13 protein-coding genes and 1 tRNA gene are annotated in these 17,687 nt (G+C 58.0%); all 14 read left to right on the top strand.

The genetic code is table 11. The features are described 5' to 3' along the window. The coding region (tuf, locus tag UF78_RS03020) for an elongation factor Tu (RefSeq protein WP_155397594.1) at positions 1-1,193 on the top strand (1,193 nt) is incomplete at its 5' end. A gap of 52 nt (positions 1,194-1,245) precedes the next feature. After that, positions 1,246-1,321: transfer RNA gene (locus UF78_RS03025), tRNA-Trp, on the top strand. 42 nt (positions 1,322-1,363) lie between these two features. After that, a complete protein-coding gene (gene secE, locus UF78_RS03030) occupies positions 1,364-1,732 on the top strand; it encodes a preprotein translocase subunit SecE (RefSeq protein ID WP_021209389.1) in 369 nt (122 codons plus the stop codon). A gap of 9 nt (positions 1,733-1,741) precedes the next feature. Next, positions 1,742-2,275 (top strand): transcription termination/antitermination protein NusG, encoded by a 534-nt coding sequence (gene nusG, locus UF78_RS03035; RefSeq protein ID WP_019342058.1) that lies wholly within the window; start codon positions 1,742-1,744, stop codon positions 2,273-2,275. Between the two features lie 112 nt (positions 2,276-2,387). Beyond that, positions 2,388-2,819, top strand: coding sequence for a 50S ribosomal protein L11 (gene rplK / locus UF78_RS03040; protein ID WP_041110223.1), 432 nt, complete (start codon positions 2,388-2,390; stop codon positions 2,817-2,819). Next, positions 2,819-3,514, top strand: a complete 696-nt coding sequence (gene rplA, locus UF78_RS03045) for a 50S ribosomal protein L1 (RefSeq protein WP_045160588.1) — start codon at positions 2,819-2,821, stop codon at positions 3,512-3,514. Before rplK ends, rplA begins: the two co-directional genes overlap by 1 nt. Before the next feature lie 207 nt (positions 3,515-3,721). Continuing rightward, on the top strand, positions 3,722-4,222 hold the full coding sequence (gene rplJ / locus UF78_RS03050) for a 50S ribosomal protein L10 (RefSeq protein WP_045160589.1): 501 nt from the start codon (positions 3,722-3,724) through the stop codon (positions 4,220-4,222). Between the two features lie 75 nt (positions 4,223-4,297). Further along, positions 4,298-4,666 (top strand): 50S ribosomal protein L7/L12, encoded by a 369-nt coding sequence (gene rplL, locus UF78_RS03055; RefSeq protein ID WP_045160590.1) that lies wholly within the window; start codon positions 4,298-4,300, stop codon positions 4,664-4,666. Between the two features lie 219 nt (positions 4,667-4,885). Continuing rightward, positions 4,886-8,956, top strand: coding sequence for a DNA-directed RNA polymerase subunit beta (gene rpoB, locus UF78_RS03060; RefSeq protein ID WP_045160591.1), 4,071 nt, complete (start codon positions 4,886-4,888; stop codon positions 8,954-8,956). Between the two features lie 65 nt (positions 8,957-9,021). After that, on the top strand, positions 9,022-13,221 hold the full coding sequence (gene rpoC / locus UF78_RS03065) for a DNA-directed RNA polymerase subunit beta' (protein ID WP_045160592.1): 4,200 nt from the start codon (positions 9,022-9,024) through the stop codon (positions 13,219-13,221). 140 nt (positions 13,222-13,361) lie between these two features. Beyond that, positions 13,362-13,733: a 30S ribosomal protein S12 gene (gene rpsL, locus UF78_RS03070; protein WP_003291416.1), complete on the top strand. Its 372-nt coding sequence runs from the start codon at positions 13,362-13,364 to the stop codon at positions 13,731-13,733. A gap of 97 nt (positions 13,734-13,830) precedes the next feature. Continuing rightward, entirely contained in the window at positions 13,831-14,301 is a 471-nt protein-coding gene (rpsG, locus tag UF78_RS03075) for a 30S ribosomal protein S7 (protein WP_045160593.1), read from the top strand. A gap of 30 nt (positions 14,302-14,331) precedes the next feature. Further along, positions 14,332-16,461, top strand: a complete 2,130-nt coding sequence (gene fusA, locus UF78_RS03080) for an elongation factor G (RefSeq protein ID WP_045160594.1) — start codon at positions 14,332-14,334, stop codon at positions 16,459-16,461. 30 nt (positions 16,462-16,491) lie between these two features. Beyond that, the gene (tuf, locus tag UF78_RS03085) at positions 16,492-17,685 is read left to right on the top strand and encodes an elongation factor Tu (protein ID WP_025240334.1); all 1,194 of its coding nucleotides are present in this window, start codon (positions 16,492-16,494) and stop codon (positions 17,683-17,685) included. The last annotated feature ends 2 nt before the right edge of the window (positions 17,686-17,687 follow it).

Genomic DNA, 17,687 nt, shown 5'->3' on the forward strand with positions numbered 1-17,687 from the left:
TGGCTAAAGAAAAATTCGAACGTAACAAACCGCACCTGAACGTCGGTACCATTGGTCACGTTGACCATGGCAAAACCACGCTCACCGCTGCGCTGACTAAGGTCTGCGCGGAAACTTGGGGCGGCTCTGCACGTGACTTCTCGCAGATCGACAACGCGCCGGAAGAGAAGGCTCGTGGTATCACCATCAACACCTCCCACGTTGAGTACGATTCCTCGATTCGTCACTACGCTCACGTCGACTGCCCAGGTCACGCTGACTACGTGAAAAACATGATCACCGGTGCTGCGCAGATGGACGGCGCGATCCTGGTTTGTTCCGCTGCTGACGGCCCGATGCCGCAGACGCGCGAACACATCCTGCTGTCCCGTCAGGTAGGTGTTCCTTACATCGTTGTCTTCCTGAACAAGGCTGACATGGTGGATGACGCCGAGCTGCTGGAACTGGTTGAGATGGAAGTGCGTGACCTGCTGTCGACCTACGACTTCCCGGGTGACGACACGCCAATCATCATCGGCTCCGCACTGATGGCTCTGAACGGTCAGGACGACAACGAAATGGGTGTGTCGGCCGTGCGCAAGCTGGTCGAGACTCTGGATAGCTACATTCCGGAGCCTGAGCGTGCCATCGACAAGCCGTTCCTGATGCCGATCGAAGACGTGTTCTCGATCTCCGGTCGCGGTACCGTTGTGACCGGTCGCGTTGAGCGCGGCATTGTCAAGGTTCAGGAAGAGATCGAAATCGTTGGTATTCGTGCCACGACCAAGACCACCTGCACCGGCGTTGAAATGTTCCGCAAGCTGCTCGACGAAGGTCGCGCTGGTGAGAACGTGGGCGTGCTGCTGCGTGGTACCAAGCGTGATGACGTAGAGCGTGGTCAGGTTCTGGCCAAGCCGGGCACCATCAAGCCGCACACCAAGTTCGAAGGCGAAGTCTACGTGCTGAGCAAGGAAGAAGGCGGTCGTCACACGCCGTTCTTCAAAGGCTACCGTCCGCAGTTCTACTTCCGTACTACTGACGTGACCGGTAACTGCGAGCTGCCGGAAGGCGTAGAAATGGTAATGCCGGGCGACAACATCAAGATGGTTGTCACTCTGATCGCTCCGATCGCCATGGAAGATGGTCTGCGCTTCGCGATTCGCGAAGGTGGCCGTACCGTGGGTGCCGGCGTGGTTGCCAAGATCATCGAATAATCGATTGATCTGATCAATTCGGGCCGGCATAATAGTCGGCCTGACTCTTGTTAGGCCAGTAGCTCAATTGGCAGAGCGGCGGTCTCCAAAACCGCAGGTTGGGGGTTCGATTCCCTCCTGGCCTGCCAATTTCAATATCGAATTTGGCAGTTTTTACAGGGTTCTAGCAGATGAATATCAAAGCAGAAGCCAAAGACACGCGCTTCGATCTGGTGAAGTGGCTTGTTGTGGCTGCTTTGGTTGTTGTGGCGGTGGTTGGTAATCAGTATTACTCCGCAGAGCCGATTCTGTATAGAGTTCTCGCGTTACTCGCTTTCGCTGTAGTCGCTGCTTTTGTAGCGTTGCAGACGTCAAAAGGTCGCTCCTTTTTCGTTTTGTTGAAAGAGGCGCGCGTCGAGATTCGCAAGGTCGTTTGGCCGACTCGTCAAGAAACCACTCAGACCACGCTGATAGTTGTGGCTGTTGTGCTTGTTATGGCGCTGCTGTTGTGGGGGCTCGATTCCCTGCTCGGTTGGCTGGTTTCCATGGTTGTAGGTTAAGGGTGTCCCGTGGCTAAGCGCTGGTATGTGGTTCATGCTTACTCGGGTTACGAGAAGCACGTCATGCGCTCGCTGATTGAGCGTATCAAGCTTGCTGGGATGGAAGATCATTTCGGCGAAATCCTTGTTCCCACTGAAGAAGTGGTCGAGATGCGTAATGGGCAGAAGCGCAAGAGTGAGCGCAAGTTCTTCCCCGGTTACGTGCTCGTCCAGATGGATATGGCTGAAGGTGCCTGGCACTTGGTGAAAGACACGCCTCGCGTGATGGGGTTTATCGGTGGTACCGCAGATAAGCCTGCGCCGATCACTGATAAAGAGGCTGAGGCAATTCTCCGGCGTGTTGCGGATGGTAGTGACAAGCCGAAGCCCAAGACCTTGTTTGAGCCGGGTGAGGTTGTCCGTGTTGCGGATGGGCCTTTTGCTGATTTCAATGGCGTGGTTGAAGAGGTCAACTACGAGAAGAGCCGCATTCAGGTGGCTGTCCTCATATTTGGTCGTTCAACGCCGGTAGAGTTGGAGTTCAGCCAGGTCGAGAAGGTCTAGCTGAAGAAAGCATCCCACACCCCGCAGCTGCTGGCTGCGGGGTTTTGTCGTCACTGGGATATTCAAGTAGATAGGGGAGCCGTAAGGCGTTAGCACCCGGAACGGAGTAGTTATGGCTAAGAAAATTCAAGCTTATATCAAGCTTCAGGTAAAGGCCGGTCAGGCCAACCCGTCGCCGCCCGTAGGTCCCGCGCTGGGCCAGCATGGCGTCAATATCATGGAATTCTGTAAGGCATTCAATGCCCGCACTCAAGGCCAGGAGCCTGGTCTGCCTACGCCGGTGATCATCACCGTTTACAGCGACCGTAGCTTCACCTTCGAGACCAAAAGCACCCCTGCTGCAGTTTTGTTGAAGAAAGCTGCAGGCATCACCAGTGGTTCTGCTCGTCCGAACACCCAGAAGGTCGGCACTGTTACCCGTGCTCAGCTGGAAGAGATCGCAAAGACCAAGAACGCTGATCTTACCGCCGCTGATCTTGAGGCGGCCGTGCGCACTATCGCCGGCTCCGCTCGCAGCATGGGCCTGAACGTGGAGGGTGTGTAATGGCTAAGTTGACCAAGCGCCAGAAGGCTTTCGCCGAGAAAGTCGAAGCTGGCAAGCAGTACTCGTTCGAAGACGCCGCGACCCTGCTGACTCAGCTGTCGGCTGTGAAGTTCACTGAGTCTTTCGACATCGCGATCAATCTGGGAGTGGATCCGCGTAAATCCGACCAAGTCGTGCGCGGCGCTACCGTTCTACCGAACGGCACCGGCAAGACCGTTCGTGTTGCTGTATTTACTCAGGGTCCTGCTGCTGAGGCGGCACTGGCTGCCGGCGCCGACCGTGTCGGCATGGACGAGTTGGCTGCTGAAATGAAAGGCGGCGATCTGAACTATGACGTGGTTATCGCTTCCCCGGATGCTATGCGCGTAGTCGGCCAGCTGGGGCAGATTCTCGGTCCTCGCGGCCTGATGCCGAACCCGAAGGTTGGTACCGTGACGCCGGACGTTGCGACCGCAGTCAAGAATGCCAAGGCTGGTCAGGTGCGCTTCCGTACAGACAAGAACGGCATCATTCATAGCTCTGTGGGCAAGGTCGGTTTCGAAGCTGGTCAGCTCAAGCAGAACGTTGAAGCGCTGCTTTCGGACCTCAAGCGTCTGAAGCCTTCCACTTCCAAAGGTATTTATGTCAAGCGCGTGACCCTGAGCACCACCATGGGGCCGGGACTGATCATCGATCAGGCTTCTCTCGACGCGTAACACTAGCCGCTCCGGTTGCCGGAGCGGTGCAAAATTGGGGTCCCTGCCTGGCGGGGGCTATCCAAGACCGTAGGCGGCGCAAGCCTTAAACCGCTGGAGTTCGCTTCTTCAAGCCTACGCAGAGGTGCTCCCGATTCGTACCGAATCAGACACCAAAACCCGTCCGGTTTCGACCGGATGAACCGGTAACATCCAGGAGTAAAACCCGTGGCAATCAAACTCGAAGACAAGAAAGCCATCGTCGCTGAAGTCAACGAGGCTGCCCAAGCTGCCCTGTCCGCTGTCGTGGCTGATGCCCGTGGCGTGACCGTGGGGGCCATGACCGGACTCCGTAAAGAGGCCCGCGAAGCTGGCGTGTACGTACGTGTCGTACGTAACACTCTGCTGCGCCGCGCCGTTGAAGGCACTCAGTTCGATGTGCTCAACGACGTGTTCAAAGGCCCAACCCTGATCGCTTTCTCCAATGCACATCCGGGCGCTGCTGCCCGTATTTTCAAGGAGTTTGCCAAGGGGCAGGACAAGTTCGAGATCAAGGCCGCTGCGTTCGAGGGTCAGTTCCTCGCAGCCAATCAGATCGACGTGCTGGCAACCTTGCCGACCTATGACGAAGCCATTTCGCAGCTGATGAGCGTGATTCAAGGCGCTACTAGCAAGCTGGCTCGTACTCTGGCGGCCGTTCGTGATCAGAAAGAAGCTGCAGCCGCCTAAGCGCACAGCAACTTTCGAATCTCTTTTGAATTAGACGACCCCAGGTCGTCACCTATATATACAGGAACTAGAGTCATGGCTCTGACCAACGAAGATATCATCAACGCCGTTTCCGAAATGTCCGTGATGCAGGTTGTTGAACTGATCAAGGCAATGGAAGAAAAGTTCGGCGTTACTGCTGCCGCCGCAACTGTTGCGGCCGCTGGCCCGGCCGCTGCCGCTGCTGAAGAGCAGACCGAATTCACTGTCGTTCTGACCGAGGCTGGTGACAAGAAGGTTAACGTCATCAAGGCCGTTCGTGAGCTGACTGGTCTGGGCCTGAAAGAAGCCAAGGCGGTTGTTGACGGCGCCCCGGGCGTGGTCAAGGAAAGCGTTTCCAAGGACGAGGCTGAAGCGGCGAAGAAGGCTCTGGAAGAAGCAGGCGCCAAGGTCGAGCTCAAGTAAGCACGACCTTGCGTCTACAGCCGAAGCGACTCGCGTAAGGCTGATGGCTGGTGGCTTTTGCCACCGGCCTTTTTCCGTTATAGCTGCCTGATGCTCGTTGGCCGCTAGTACGGAAAGAACCGCTCCGGTGGGCGGTGCGAATCAAGGGATTCGCAAGATTTTCTGGCTGCTCCCGTCGGGAGGAGCCAAACAAGCAGGTGACCAAGCTGGGGAACGCTGATGGCTTACTCATACACTGAGAAAAAACGAATCCGCAAGGACTTTAGCAAGTTACCGCACGTTATGGACGTGCCGTATCTTTTGGCCATCCAGCTGGATTCGTACCGCGAATTCCTGCAGGCGGGAGCGACCAAGGATCAGTTCCGCGATATTGGCTTGCATGCAGCCTTCAAATCCGTTTTTCCGATAATCAGCTATTCCGGCAATGCAGCGCTGGAATACGTCGGCTATCGCTTGGGCGACCCGGCTTTCGATGTCAAGGAATGTGTCCTGCGCGGCGTGACCTTCGCGGTTCCGCTGCGGGTAAAAGTTCGCCTGATCATTTTCGATAAGGAATCGTCGAGCAAGGCGATCAAGGACATTAAAGAGCAGGAAGTTTACATGGGGGAAATCCCCCTGATGACGGACAACGGTACCTTCATCATCAACGGTACCGAGCGCGTCATCGTATCTCAGTTGCACCGCTCGCCAGGCGTCTTCTTCGATCACGACCGAGGCAAGACCCATAGCTCGGGCAAGCTCCTGTATTCCGCCCGTATTATTCCGTACCGTGGCTCCTGGCTGGACTTCGAGTTCGATCCGAAGGATGCCGTCTTCGTGCGTATCGACCGTCGCCGCAAGCTGCCTGCCTCGGTGCTTCTGCGCGCCCTGAACTACAGCACTGAAGAAATTCTCGATGCGTTCTACGACACCAACGTATTCCACGTTAAGGGTGATGCGTTGAGCCTTGAGCTTGTGCCGCACCGCCTGCGCGGCGAGATCGCGTCGTTCGACATTAAGGATGAGAACGGCAAAGTCATTGTCGAGCAAGGTCGTCGCATTACCGCGCGCCACATTAATCAGCTCGACAAGTCCGGCATCAAGGCGCTCGATATGCCGATGGACTATGTGCTGGGCCGCACCACGGCCAAGGCCATCGTGCACCCTGCCACTGGGGAGATCATTGCTGAGTGCAATACCGAACTCACCGTTGAGGTTCTGGCCAAGCTGGTCAAGGCCCAGGTTGTGCGTTTCGAGACTTTGTATACTAACGACATCGATTGCGGTCCGTTCATTTCCGACACGCTGAAGATCGATTCGACGACTAACCAGCTCGAAGCACTGGTGGAAATCTACCGCATGATGCGTCCTGGCGAGCCGCCAACCAAGGACGCCGCCGAGACGCTGTTTAACAACCTGTTCTTTGCCTCTGAGCGGTACGACCTGTCCGCTGTGGGTCGGATGAAGTTCAACCGCCGTATCGGTCGTACCGAGATCGAAGGTTCCGGCGTGCTCAGCCGTGAAGACATCGTTGCGGTACTGAAGACTCTGGTCGACATTCGTAACGGCAAAGGCGTCGTCGACGACATCGACCACTTGGGGAACCGTCGCGTACGTTGCGTGGGTGAAATGGCCGAAAACCAGTTCCGTGTAGGTCTGGTTCGTGTTGAGCGCGCGGTCAAGGAACGTCTTTCAATGGCCGAAAGCGAAGGCCTGATGCCGCAGGACCTGATCAACGCCAAGCCGGTCGCGGCGGCGGTGAAGGAGTTCTTCGGTTCAAGCCAGCTCTCGCAGTTCATGGATCAGAACAACCCGCTCTCGGAAATCACCCATAAGCGTCGCGTCTCCGCACTCGGCCCGGGCGGCCTGACCCGTGAACGCGCCGGCTTCGAAGTGCGCGACGTACACCCGACCCACTATGGTCGTGTGTGCCCGATCGAGACTCCTGAAGGTCCTAACATCGGTCTGATCAACTCGCTGGCTGCCTATGCCCGTACCAACCAGTACGGTTTTCTGGAAAGCCCGTACCGCGTTGTGAAGGAAGGCGAAGTTACCGACGAGATCGTGTTCCTCTCGGCAATTGAAGAGGCGGACCATGTCATCGCCCAGGCGAGCGCCAAGCTGGACGGCCGTAAGCTGGTCGACGAGCTGGTCGCCGTACGTCATCAGAACGAATTCACGGTCAAAGCTCCGGAAGACGTGACACTGATGGATGTATCGCCAAAGCAGGTCGTCTCCGTAGCGGCATCGCTGATCCCGTTCCTCGAGCACGACGACGCTAACCGTGCTCTGATGGGCTCGAACATGCAGCGTCAGGCCGTTCCGACCTTGCGCTCGGATAAGCCGCTGGTAGGCACCGGTATGGAACGCAACGTGGCGCGAGATTCCGGCGTCTGCGTCGTTGCCCGTCGTGGTGGCGTAATCGATTCGGTCGATGCCAGTCGTGTCGTTGTGCGTGTGCATGATGCGGAAGTCGAGACCGGTGAGGCCGGCGTCGATATCTACAACCTGACCAAGTACACCCGTTCCAACCAGAACACCTGCATCAACCAGCGTCCGCTGGTCAGCAAAGGTGACGTGGTCGAGCGCGGTGACATCATGGCTGACGGTCCGTCCACCGATATGGGTGAGCTGGCGCTCGGTCAGAACATGCGCGTCGCGTTCATGCCGTGGAACGGCTATAACTTCGAAGACTCCATCCTCCTGTCGGAACGTGTGGTTCAGGAAGATCGTTTCACCACCATCCATATTCAGGAACTGACCTGCGTGTCGCGCGACACCAAGCTTGGCCCAGAAGAGATCACGGCGGACATTCCGAACGTGGGCGAAGCTGCGCTGAACAAGCTGGACGAGGCGGGCATCGTCTACGTTGGTGCCGAAGTCGGCGCGGGCGACATTCTGGTCGGCAAGGTCACGCCGAAGGGCGAAACCCAGCTGACGCCGGAAGAGAAGCTGCTGCGCGCGATCTTCGGTGAAAAGGCATCGGATGTTAAGGACACGTCCCTGCGCGTGCCGACGGGCACGAAGGGCACCGTCATCGACGTTCAGGTGTTCATTCGTGACGGCGTCGAGCGTGACTCCCGTGCGTTGGCCATCGAGAAGATGCAGCTCGACGAGATTCGCAAGGACCTCAACGAAGAGTTCCGCATCGTCGAGGGCGCCACCTTCGAACGCCTGCGTTCCGCTCTGGTCGGGGCGTCCGCCGAGGGCGGTGCCGGCCTGAAGAAGGGTACCGTCATCACCGACGAGATCCTCGACGGGCTCGAGCATGGCCAGTGGTTCAAGCTGCGCATGGCCGAAGATGCGCTGAACGAGCAGTTGGAGAAGGCCCAGGCCTATATCTCCGACCGCCGTCAGCTGCTCGACGACAAGTTCGAGGATAAGAAGCGCAAGCTGCAGCAGGGCGACGACCTGGCGCCGGGCGTGCTGAAGATCGTCAAGGTCTACCTGGCGATCAAGCGTCGCATCCAGCCGGGCGACAAGATGGCCGGTCGTCACGGTAACAAGGGTGTGGTCTCGGTGATCATGCCGGTCGAAGACATGCCGCACGATGCTAATGGCACGCCGGTCGACATCGTCCTGAACCCGCTGGGTGTACCGTCGCGGATGAACGTCGGGCAGATCCTCGAGACCCACCTGGGCCTCGCAGCCAAGGGCCTGGGTGAGAAGATCAACCGCATGCTCGACGAGCAGCGCAAGGTGGCCGAGCTGCGCAAGTTCCTCACCGAGATCTACAACGAGATCGGTGGCCGCCAGGAAAACCTGGACGAGTTCAGCGATCAGGAAGTGCTGGATCTGGCCAAGAACCTGCGTGGCGGCGTACCGATGGCGACGCCGGTCTTCGACGGTGCCAAGGAGCGCGAGATCAAGGCCATGCTGAAGCTGGCGGATCTGCCGGAAAGTGGCCAGATGCAGCTGTTCGATGGCCGCACGGGGAACAAGTTCGAGCGCACGACCACGGTCGGTTACATGTACATGCTCAAGCTCAACCACCTGGTCGACGACAAGATGCATGCGCGTTCCACCGGTTCCTACAGCCTGGTCACCCAGCAGCCGCTGGGTGGTAAGGCGCAGTTCGGTGGCCAGCGTTTCGGGGAGATGGAGGTCTGGGCCCTGGAGGCTTACGGTGCCGCCTACACCCTGCAGGAAATGCTCACGGTCAAGTCGGACGACGTGAACGGGCGGACCAAGATGTACAAGAACATCGTGGACGGCGATCACCGTATGGAGCCCGGCATGCCGGAATCCTTCAACGTGCTGATCAAAGAGATCCGCTCGCTCGGTATCGACATCGATCTGGAAACCGAATAACCACGCACCGCCTAAGCGGCGTCCGGCATCAGCCGGTCGTCGCCGGTCCGTGAGGAGGAAAGGCCTTGAAAGACTTGCTGAATCTGTTGAAAAACCAGGGTCAAATCGAAGAGTTCGATGCCATCAAGATTGCATTGGCTTCGCCCGAGATGATCCGTTCCTGGTCCTTTGGTGAGGTCAAGAAGCCAGAGACCATCAACTACCGTACGTTCAAGCCCGAGCGTGATGGCCTGTTCTGCGCCAAGATCTTTGGCCCGGTCAAGGATTACGAGTGCCTGTGCGGCAAGTACAAGCGCCTCAAGCATCGTGGCGTGATCTGCGAGAAGTGCGGTGTCGAGGTTGCACTGGCCAAGGTCCGTCGCGAGCGCATGGCGCATATCGAGCTGGCGTCGCCAGTCGCCCACATCTGGTTCCTGAAGTCGCTGCCGAGCCGTATCGGCCTGCTGCTGGACATGACCCTGCGTGACATCGAGCGCGTGCTCTACTTCGAGAGCTATGTGGTGATCGATCCAGGCATGACCACGCTCGAGAAGGGTCAGCTGCTCAATGACGAGCAGTACTTCGAGGCGCTGGAAGAGTTCGGTGACGATTTCGACGCTCGCATGGGTGCCGAGGCCGTGCGCGAGCTGCTGCACGAAATCGACCTGGAACACGAGATCGGTCGCCTGCGCGAAGAGATTCCGCAGACCAACTCGGAAACCAAGATCAAGAAGCTGTCCAAGCGCCTGAAGCTGATGGAAGCCTTCCATGGCTCGGGCAACCTGCCGGAATGGATGGTGCTGACCGTTCTGCCGGTATTGCCGCCGGATCTGCGTCCGCTGGTTCCGCTGGATGGTGGCCGCTTCGCGACCTCGGATCTCAACGATCTGTATCGCCGGGTGATCAACCGTAACAACCGTCTTAAGCGCCTGCTCGATCTGTCGGCGCCGGACATCATCGTGCGCAACGAAAAGCGCATGCTGCAGGAAGCCGTCGACGCGCTGCTCGACAACGGCCGTCGTGGTCGCGCCATCACCGGTTCGAACAAGCGCCCGCTCAAGTCCCTGGCTGACATGATCAAGGGCAAGCAGGGTCGTTTCCGTCAGAACCTGCTCGGCAAGCGCGTGGACTATTCCGGTCGTTCGGTCATCACCGTCGGCCCGACCCTGCGCCTGCATCAGTGCGGCCTGCCGAAGAAGATGGCTCTCGAGCTGTTCAAGCCGTTCATTTTCGGCAAGCTGGAAATGCGTGGCATGGCGACCACCATCAAGGCCGCCAAGAAGATGGTCGAGCGCGAGTTGCCTGAGGTCTGGGACGTCCTGGCCGAGGTCATTCGCGAACATCCCGTGTTGCTCAACCGGGCACCGACGCTGCACCGTCTGGGTATCCAGGCGTTCGAGCCGGTCCTGATCGAAGGCAAGGCGATCCAGCTGCACCCGCTGGTCTGCGCCGCGTACAACGCCGACTTCGACGGTGACCAGATGGCCGTTCACGTGCCGCTGACACTGGAAGCCCAGCTCGAAGCGCGCGCGCTGATGATGTCGACCAATAACATCCTGTCGCCGGCCAACGGCGAGCCGATCATCGTGCCGTCGCAGGACGTGGTCCTGGGTCTGTACTACATGACCCGTGAAGCCATCAATGCCAAGGGCGAAGGCCGCGTGTTCGCTGACCTGCAGGAAGTCGACCGCGTGTTCCGCGCCGGCGAAGCGTCGCTGCACGCCCGCGTCAAAGTGCGCATCAACGAGACCATCAAGGATCGCGACGGCTCGATCACCAAGAACACCCGTATCGTCGACACCACTGTCGGTCGTGCGTTGCTGTTCCAGGTGGTTCCGGCCGGCCTGCCGTTCGACGTGGTCAACCAGCCGATGAAGAAGAAGGCGATCTCCAAGCTGATCAACCTGTGCTACCGCACCGTTGGCCTAAAGGATACCGTCATCTTCGCTGACCAGCTGATGTACACCGGTTTTGCCTACTCGACCATTTCCGGCGTGTCGATCGGTGTGAACGATTTCGTCATCCCGGACGAAAAGGCGCGCATCATCGATGCCGCTACCGAGGAAGTGAAGGAAATCGAGTCGCAGTACGCCTCCGGCCTGGTGACACAGGGTGAGAAGTACAACAAGGTCATCGACCTCTGGTCGAAGGCCAACGACGAAGTATCCAAGGCGATGATGGCCAATCTCTCGAAAGAGAAGGTCATCGACCGCGACGGCAACGAAGCCGAGCAGGATTCGTTCAACTCGATGTACATGATGGCCGACTCCGGGGCGCGGGGTTCCGCTGCCCAGATTCGCCAGCTGGCCGGTATGCGTGGCCTGATGGCCAAGCCGGACGGCTCGATTATCGAGACGCCGATCACCGCCAACTTCCGTGAAGGCCTGAACGTACTGCAGTACTTCATCTCCACCCACGGTGCTCGTAAGGGTCTGGCGGATACCGCGCTGAAAACCGCGAACTCCGGTTACCTGACCCGTCGCCTGGTCGACGTGGCCCAGGATCTGGTGGTAACCGAGATCGATTGCGGCACCGAGCAGGGCCTGCACATGACGCCGCACATCGAAGGCGGCGACGTGGTCGAGCCGCTGGGTGAGCGTGTTCTGGGTCGTGTGATCGCGCGTGACGTACTCAAGCCCGGCACCGACGACGTACTGGTTCCTGCCGGTACCTTGATCGACGAGCAGTGGGTCGACTTCATCGAGCTGAACAGCATCGACGAAGTGATCGTGCGTTCGCCGATCAGCTGCGAAACCCGCTATGGCATCTGTGCCAAGTGCTACGGTCGCGATCTGGCCCGCGGTCACCAGGTGAACATCGGTGAGGCTGTCGGTGTAATCGCCGCGCAGTCCATCGGTGAGCCGGGTACCCAGCTGACCATGCGTACGTTCCACATTGGTGGTGCAGCGAGCCGGACTTCGGCGGTCGACAACGTGATGGTCAAGAACGGCGGTACCATTCGCCTGCATAACCTCAAATACGTCGAGCGTGCTGACGGAGCCCTGGTCGCGGTTTCGCGTTCCGGTGAACTGGCGGTAGCGGACGACTACGGCCGCGAGCGCGAGCGCTACAAGCTGCCGTACGGTGCGGTGATTTCGATCAAGGAAGGCGACAAGGTCGATGCCGGCACCGTCGTTGCGAAATGGGATCCGCACACGCACCCGATCGTGACCGAGATGAAGGGTGTCGTGACCTTCGCGGGCATGGAAGAGAACATCACCATCAAGCGTCAGACCGACGAACTCACCGGTCTGACCAACATTGAGGTGATGGATCCGAAAGATCGTCCGGCGTCCGGCAAGGATATCCGTCCGGCGATCAAGATGGTCGATACCAACGGTAAGGAACTGCTGTTGCCGGGTACCGACGTACCTGCCCAGTACTTCCTGCCGGCGAACGCGCTGGTTGGCGTGGCCGATGGTGCCGAGATCAACGTCGGTGACGTTATCGCGCGTATCCCGCAGGAAACGTCCAAGACCCGCGACATCACTGGTGGTTTGCCGCGCGTTGCCGACCTGTTCGAGGCGCGTCGTCCGAAAGAGCCGTCGATCCTCGCGGAAATCAGCGGCACGATCTCCTTCGGCAAGGAAACCAAGGGCAAGCGCCGTCTGGTCATCACGCCTACCGATGGAACCGATCCTTACGAGGAGCTGATTCCCAAGTGGCGCCACCTCAACGTCTTCGAAGGCGAACAGGTGAACAAGGGCGAAGTGATCTCCGACGGGCCGAGCAACCCGCACGACATCCTGCGCCTGCTGGGTGTCAGTGCGCTGGCCAAGTACATCGTCAATGAGATCCAGGACGTCTACCGCCTGCAGGGCGTGAAGATCAACGACAAGCACATCGAGACTATCCTGCGGCAGATGCTGCGTAAGGTCGAAGTGGCCGAGTCGGGCGATTCCAGCTTCATCAAGGGTGACCAGATGGAGCTGACCCAGGTGCTGGAAGAGAACGAGCGTCTGTCCGTGGACGACAAGTTCGGCTCCAAGTACGTGCGTGTGCTGCTGGGTATCACCAAGGCCTCGTTGTCCACCGAGTCGTTCATTTCGGCGGCGTCGTTCCAGGAAACCACCCGCGTCCTTACCGAGGCGGCGGTTACCGGCAAGCGCGACTACCTGCGCGGCCTGAAGGAGAACGTCGTGGTCGGTCGTCTGATTCCGGCCGGTACAGGTCTGCAGTATCACAGCGAGCGCAAGCGCAAGCGTGATGCCGAAAAACCGGTTCGTGTGAGTGCCGATGAGGTCGAAGCGGCGCTGACCGAGGCGCTGAATTCCAGCGGCAACTGATTGGAGGCAGCCCTGGCTCGAGCCGGGGCGCGCCTTGACGGTGTGCAAGAAGCTCTTTAGACTCTTGTACCCCTAATTTGGCGGGGCTTTGCGCCCTGCCATTTTTCGTTTGTGTCGAAAGACAACAGTGGAGCTAGTAGATGGCAACGATCAACCAGCTGGTACGCCAGCCGCGCAAGCGCGTCGTCGAGAAAAGCGACGTCCCTGCGCTGCAGAACTGCCCGCAACGCCGTGGCGTGTGCACCCGCGTGTACACCACCACGCCAAAGAAACCGAACTCTGCACTGCGTAAAGTATGCCGTGTTCGCCTGACCAACGGTTTTGAAGTCGCCTCCTACATCGGTGGTGAAGGTCACAACCTGCAGGAGCACAGTGTCGTGCTGATCCGTGGCGGTCGTGTAAAAGACCTTCCGGGTGTGCGCTATCACACCGTGCGCGGTTCGCTGGACACCTCCGGTGTCAAGGATCGTAAGCAGGGCCGTTCCAAGTACGGCGCCAAGCGTCCGAAGTAATCGTATTTTTATTTATCTGAGTCGATAAGAGTAAGGTCGGGCGTAACCTCGTCGTTATAGTCCCGAGCTAACCTGAAGACCGTTTGAGGGCTTATCAATGCCAAGACGTCGTGTAGCAGCCAAGCGCGAGATCCTTGACGATCCGAAGTACGGAAGTCTGATCCTTGCCAAGTTCATGAACCACGTGATGGAGAGCGGCAAGAAGGCCGTTGCCGAGCGTATCGTTTATGGTGCTCTGGACAAGGTCAAAGAGCGCAAGAACAGCGATCCCCTGGAAATCTTCGAAAAAGCACTCGACGCCATCGCTCCGCTGGTCGAAGTGAAGTCCCGCCGCGTAGGTGGTGCGACTTACCAGGTTCCGGTCGAAGTTCGTCCTTCCCGTCGTAACGCGCTGGCTATGCGCTGGCTGGTAGATGCTGCGCGCAAGCGTGGCGAGAAATCCATGGCCCTGCGTTTGGCGGGTGAGCTGTCGGATGCATTTGAAGGTAAAGGCGCCGCTGTGAAGAAGCGTGAAGACGTGCATCGCATGGCTGAGGCCAACAAGGCGTTCTCGCACTACCGTTTCTAATTTTGGCTCCATTCAACTTGCGAGGGCTTTATGGCTCGTAACACAGCAATTAACCGCTACCGCAACATTGGTATTTGTGCGCACGTTGACGCGGGCAAGACCACTACGACCGAGCGGATCCTGTTCTACACAGGCCTTAGCCACAAGATGGGTGAGGTGCACGACGGTGCGGCTACTACTGACTGGATGGTGCAGGAGCAGGAGCGTGGTATCACAATTACCTCCGCTGCTGTTACGACCTTTTGGAAGGGCTCCGTAGGTCAGTACGACAACTACCGCGTAAACGTTATCGACACCCCCGGTCACGTTGACTTCACCATTGAAGTAGAGCGTTCGTTGCGCGTGCTGGATGGCGCTGTCGTTGTATTCTGCGGTACTTCCGGTGTTGAGCCGCAGTCCGAGACCGTTTGGCGTCAGGCCAATAAGTACGGCGTTCCACGTGTCGTCTACGTGAACAAGATGGACCGTGCTGGTGCTAACTTCCTGCGCGTCGTTAGTCAGATCAAGAATCGCTTGGGTCATACCCCGGTACCGATTCAGCTCGCTATTGGTTCAGAGGATAACTTTCAGGGTCAGGTTGATCTGATCAAGATGAAGGCTATCTACTGGAACGACGATGACAAAGGCACAACCTATCGCGAGGAAGAGATTCCTGCCGATATGCTGGAGCTGGCTGAAGAATGGCGCTCCAACATGGTCGAGGCTGCCGCTGAGTCCAGTGAAGAGCTGATGAACAAGTACTTGGAAGGCGAAGAGCTGACCAACGAAGAGATCAAGGCTGGCCTGCGCGCGCGTACTCTGGCTAACGAGATCGTTCCAGCTGTCTGCGGTTCTTCGTTCAAGAACAAGGGTGTTCCCCTGGTTCTCGACGCCGTTATCGAGTACCTGCCTGCTCCGACTGAAATTCCTGCTATCAAGGGAATTCATCCTGACATCATCGACAAGCCGAAAGAAGAGCTCGTTGATGCTGACTATGATGAGCGTCATGCTGACGACGCCGAACCGTTCTCGGCTCTGGCGTTCAAGATTGCCACCGACCCATTCGTTGGCACCCTGACGTTCGTGCGTGTCTACTCGGGCTTCCTCAGTTCGGGTGACTCGGTGATCAACTCGGTCAAGGGCAAGAAAGAGCGCGTTGGTCGTATGGTGCAGATGCATGCCAACCAGCGTGAAGAGATTAAAGAAGTGCGCGCTGGTGATATCGCTGCTCTGATTGGTATGAAAGACGTCACCACCGGTGACACTCTGTGCGACGCAGACAATCCAATCATTCTTGAGCGTATGGATTTCCCTGAGCCGGTCATCTCGGTAGCGGTAGAGCCTAAGACCAAGGCCGACCAGGAGAAGATGGGTATCGCACTGGGCAAGCTTGCCCAAGAAGATCCGTCATTCCGCGTCAAGACTGACGAGGAAACCGGGCAGACCATCATCTCCGGTATGGGTGAGTTGCACCTGGACATTCTCGTCGATCGTATGCGTCGCGAGTTCAACGTCGAGGCGAACATTGGTAAGCCTCAGGTTTCCTACCGCGAGAAGATCACCAAGAACTGCGAAATTGAAGGCAAGTTCGTTCGTCAGTCCGGTGGTCGTGGTCAGTTCGGTCATTGCTGGATCCGCTTTGCGCCTGCTGATGAAGGTCAGGAAGGTCTGGTGTTCGTGAACGAAGTCGTGGGTGGTGTGGTTCCGAAGGAATACATACCGGCCATTCAGAAAGGTATTGAAGAGCAGATGAAGAACGGCGTTGTGGCCGGCTATCCGCTCATCGGCCTGAAAGCGACCGTTTTCGATGGCTCCTACCATGACGTCGACTCCAACGAGATGGCGTTCAAGGTGGCCGCTTCCATGGCGACCAAGCAGCTGGCTCAGAAGGGCGGCGGTGTAGTGCTTGAGCCGATCATGAAAGTCGAAGTGGTAACCCCTGAGGACTACATGGGTGACGTGATGGGTGACCTGAACCGTCGTCGTGGTCTGATCCAGGGCATGGAAGACACAGTGTCCGGCAAGGTAATCCGTGCCGAAGTACCGCTGGGTGAAATGTTCGGTTATGCGACCGACGTTCGTTCCATGTCTCAGGGTCGCGCGAGCTACTCTATGGAATTCTCCAAATACTCCGAGGCTCCGTCGAATATCGTCGAAGCACTGGTTAAAAAACAAGGTTGATTCAGCCCTTTAAGTAAGAGGTTTACTGTCGTGGCTAAAGAAAAATTCGAACGTAACAAACCGCACCTGAACGTCGGTACCATTGGTCACGTTGACCATGGCAAAACCACGCTCACCGCTGCGCTGACTAAGGTCTGCGCGGAAACTTGGGGCGGCTCTGCACGTGACTTCTCGCAGATCGACAACGCGCCGGAAGAGAAGGCTCGTGGTATCACCATCAACACCTCCCACGTTGAGTACGATTCCTCGATTCGTCACTACGCTCACGTCGACTGCCCAGGTCACGCTGACTACGTGAAAAACATGATCACCGGTGCTGCGCAGATGGACGGCGCGATCCTGGTTTGTTCCGCTGCTGACGGCCCGATGCCGCAGACGCGCGAACACATCCTGCTGTCCCGTCAGGTAGGTGTTCCTTACATCGTTGTCTTCCTGAACAAGGCTGACATGGTGGATGACGCCGAGCTGCTGGAACTGGTTGAGATGGAAGTGCGTGACCTGCTGTCGACCTACGACTTCCCGGGTGACGACACGCCAATCATCATCGGCTCCGCACTGATGGCTCTGAACGGTCAGGACGACAACGAAATGGGTGTGTCGGCCGTGCGCAAGCTGGTCGAGACTCTGGATAGCTACATTCCGGAGCCTGAGCGTGCCATCGACAAGCCGTTCCTGATGCCGATCGAAGACGTGTTCTCGATCTCCGGTCGCGGTACCGTTGTGACCGGTCGCGTTGAGCGCGGCATTGTCAAGGTTCAGGAAGAGATCGAAATCGTTGGTATTCGTGCCACGACCAAGACCACCTGCACCGGCGTTGAAATGTTCCGCAAGCTGCTCGACGAAGGTCGCGCTGGTGAGAACGTGGGCGTGCTGCTGCGTGGTACCAAGCGTGATGACGTAGAGCGTGGTCAGGTTCTGGCCAAGCCGGGCACCATCAAGCCGCACACCAAGTTCGAAGGCGAAGTCTACGTGCTGAGCAAGGAAGAAGGCGGTCGTCACACGCCGTTCTTCAAAGGCTACCGTCCGCAGTTCTACTTCCGTACTACTGACGTGACCGGTAACTGCGAGCTGCCGGAAGGCGTAGAAATGGTAATGCCGGGCGACAACATCAAGATGGTTGTCACTCTGATCGCTCCGATCGCCATGGAAGATGGTCTGCGCTTCGCGATTCGCGAAGGTGGCCGTACCGTGGGTGCCGGCGTGGTTGCCAAGATCATCGAATAATC

This window comes from Stutzerimonas stutzeri, from assembly GCF_000952685.1.
Taxonomy (GTDB): Bacteria; Pseudomonadota; Gammaproteobacteria; order Pseudomonadales; family Pseudomonadaceae; genus Stutzerimonas; species Stutzerimonas stutzeri_E.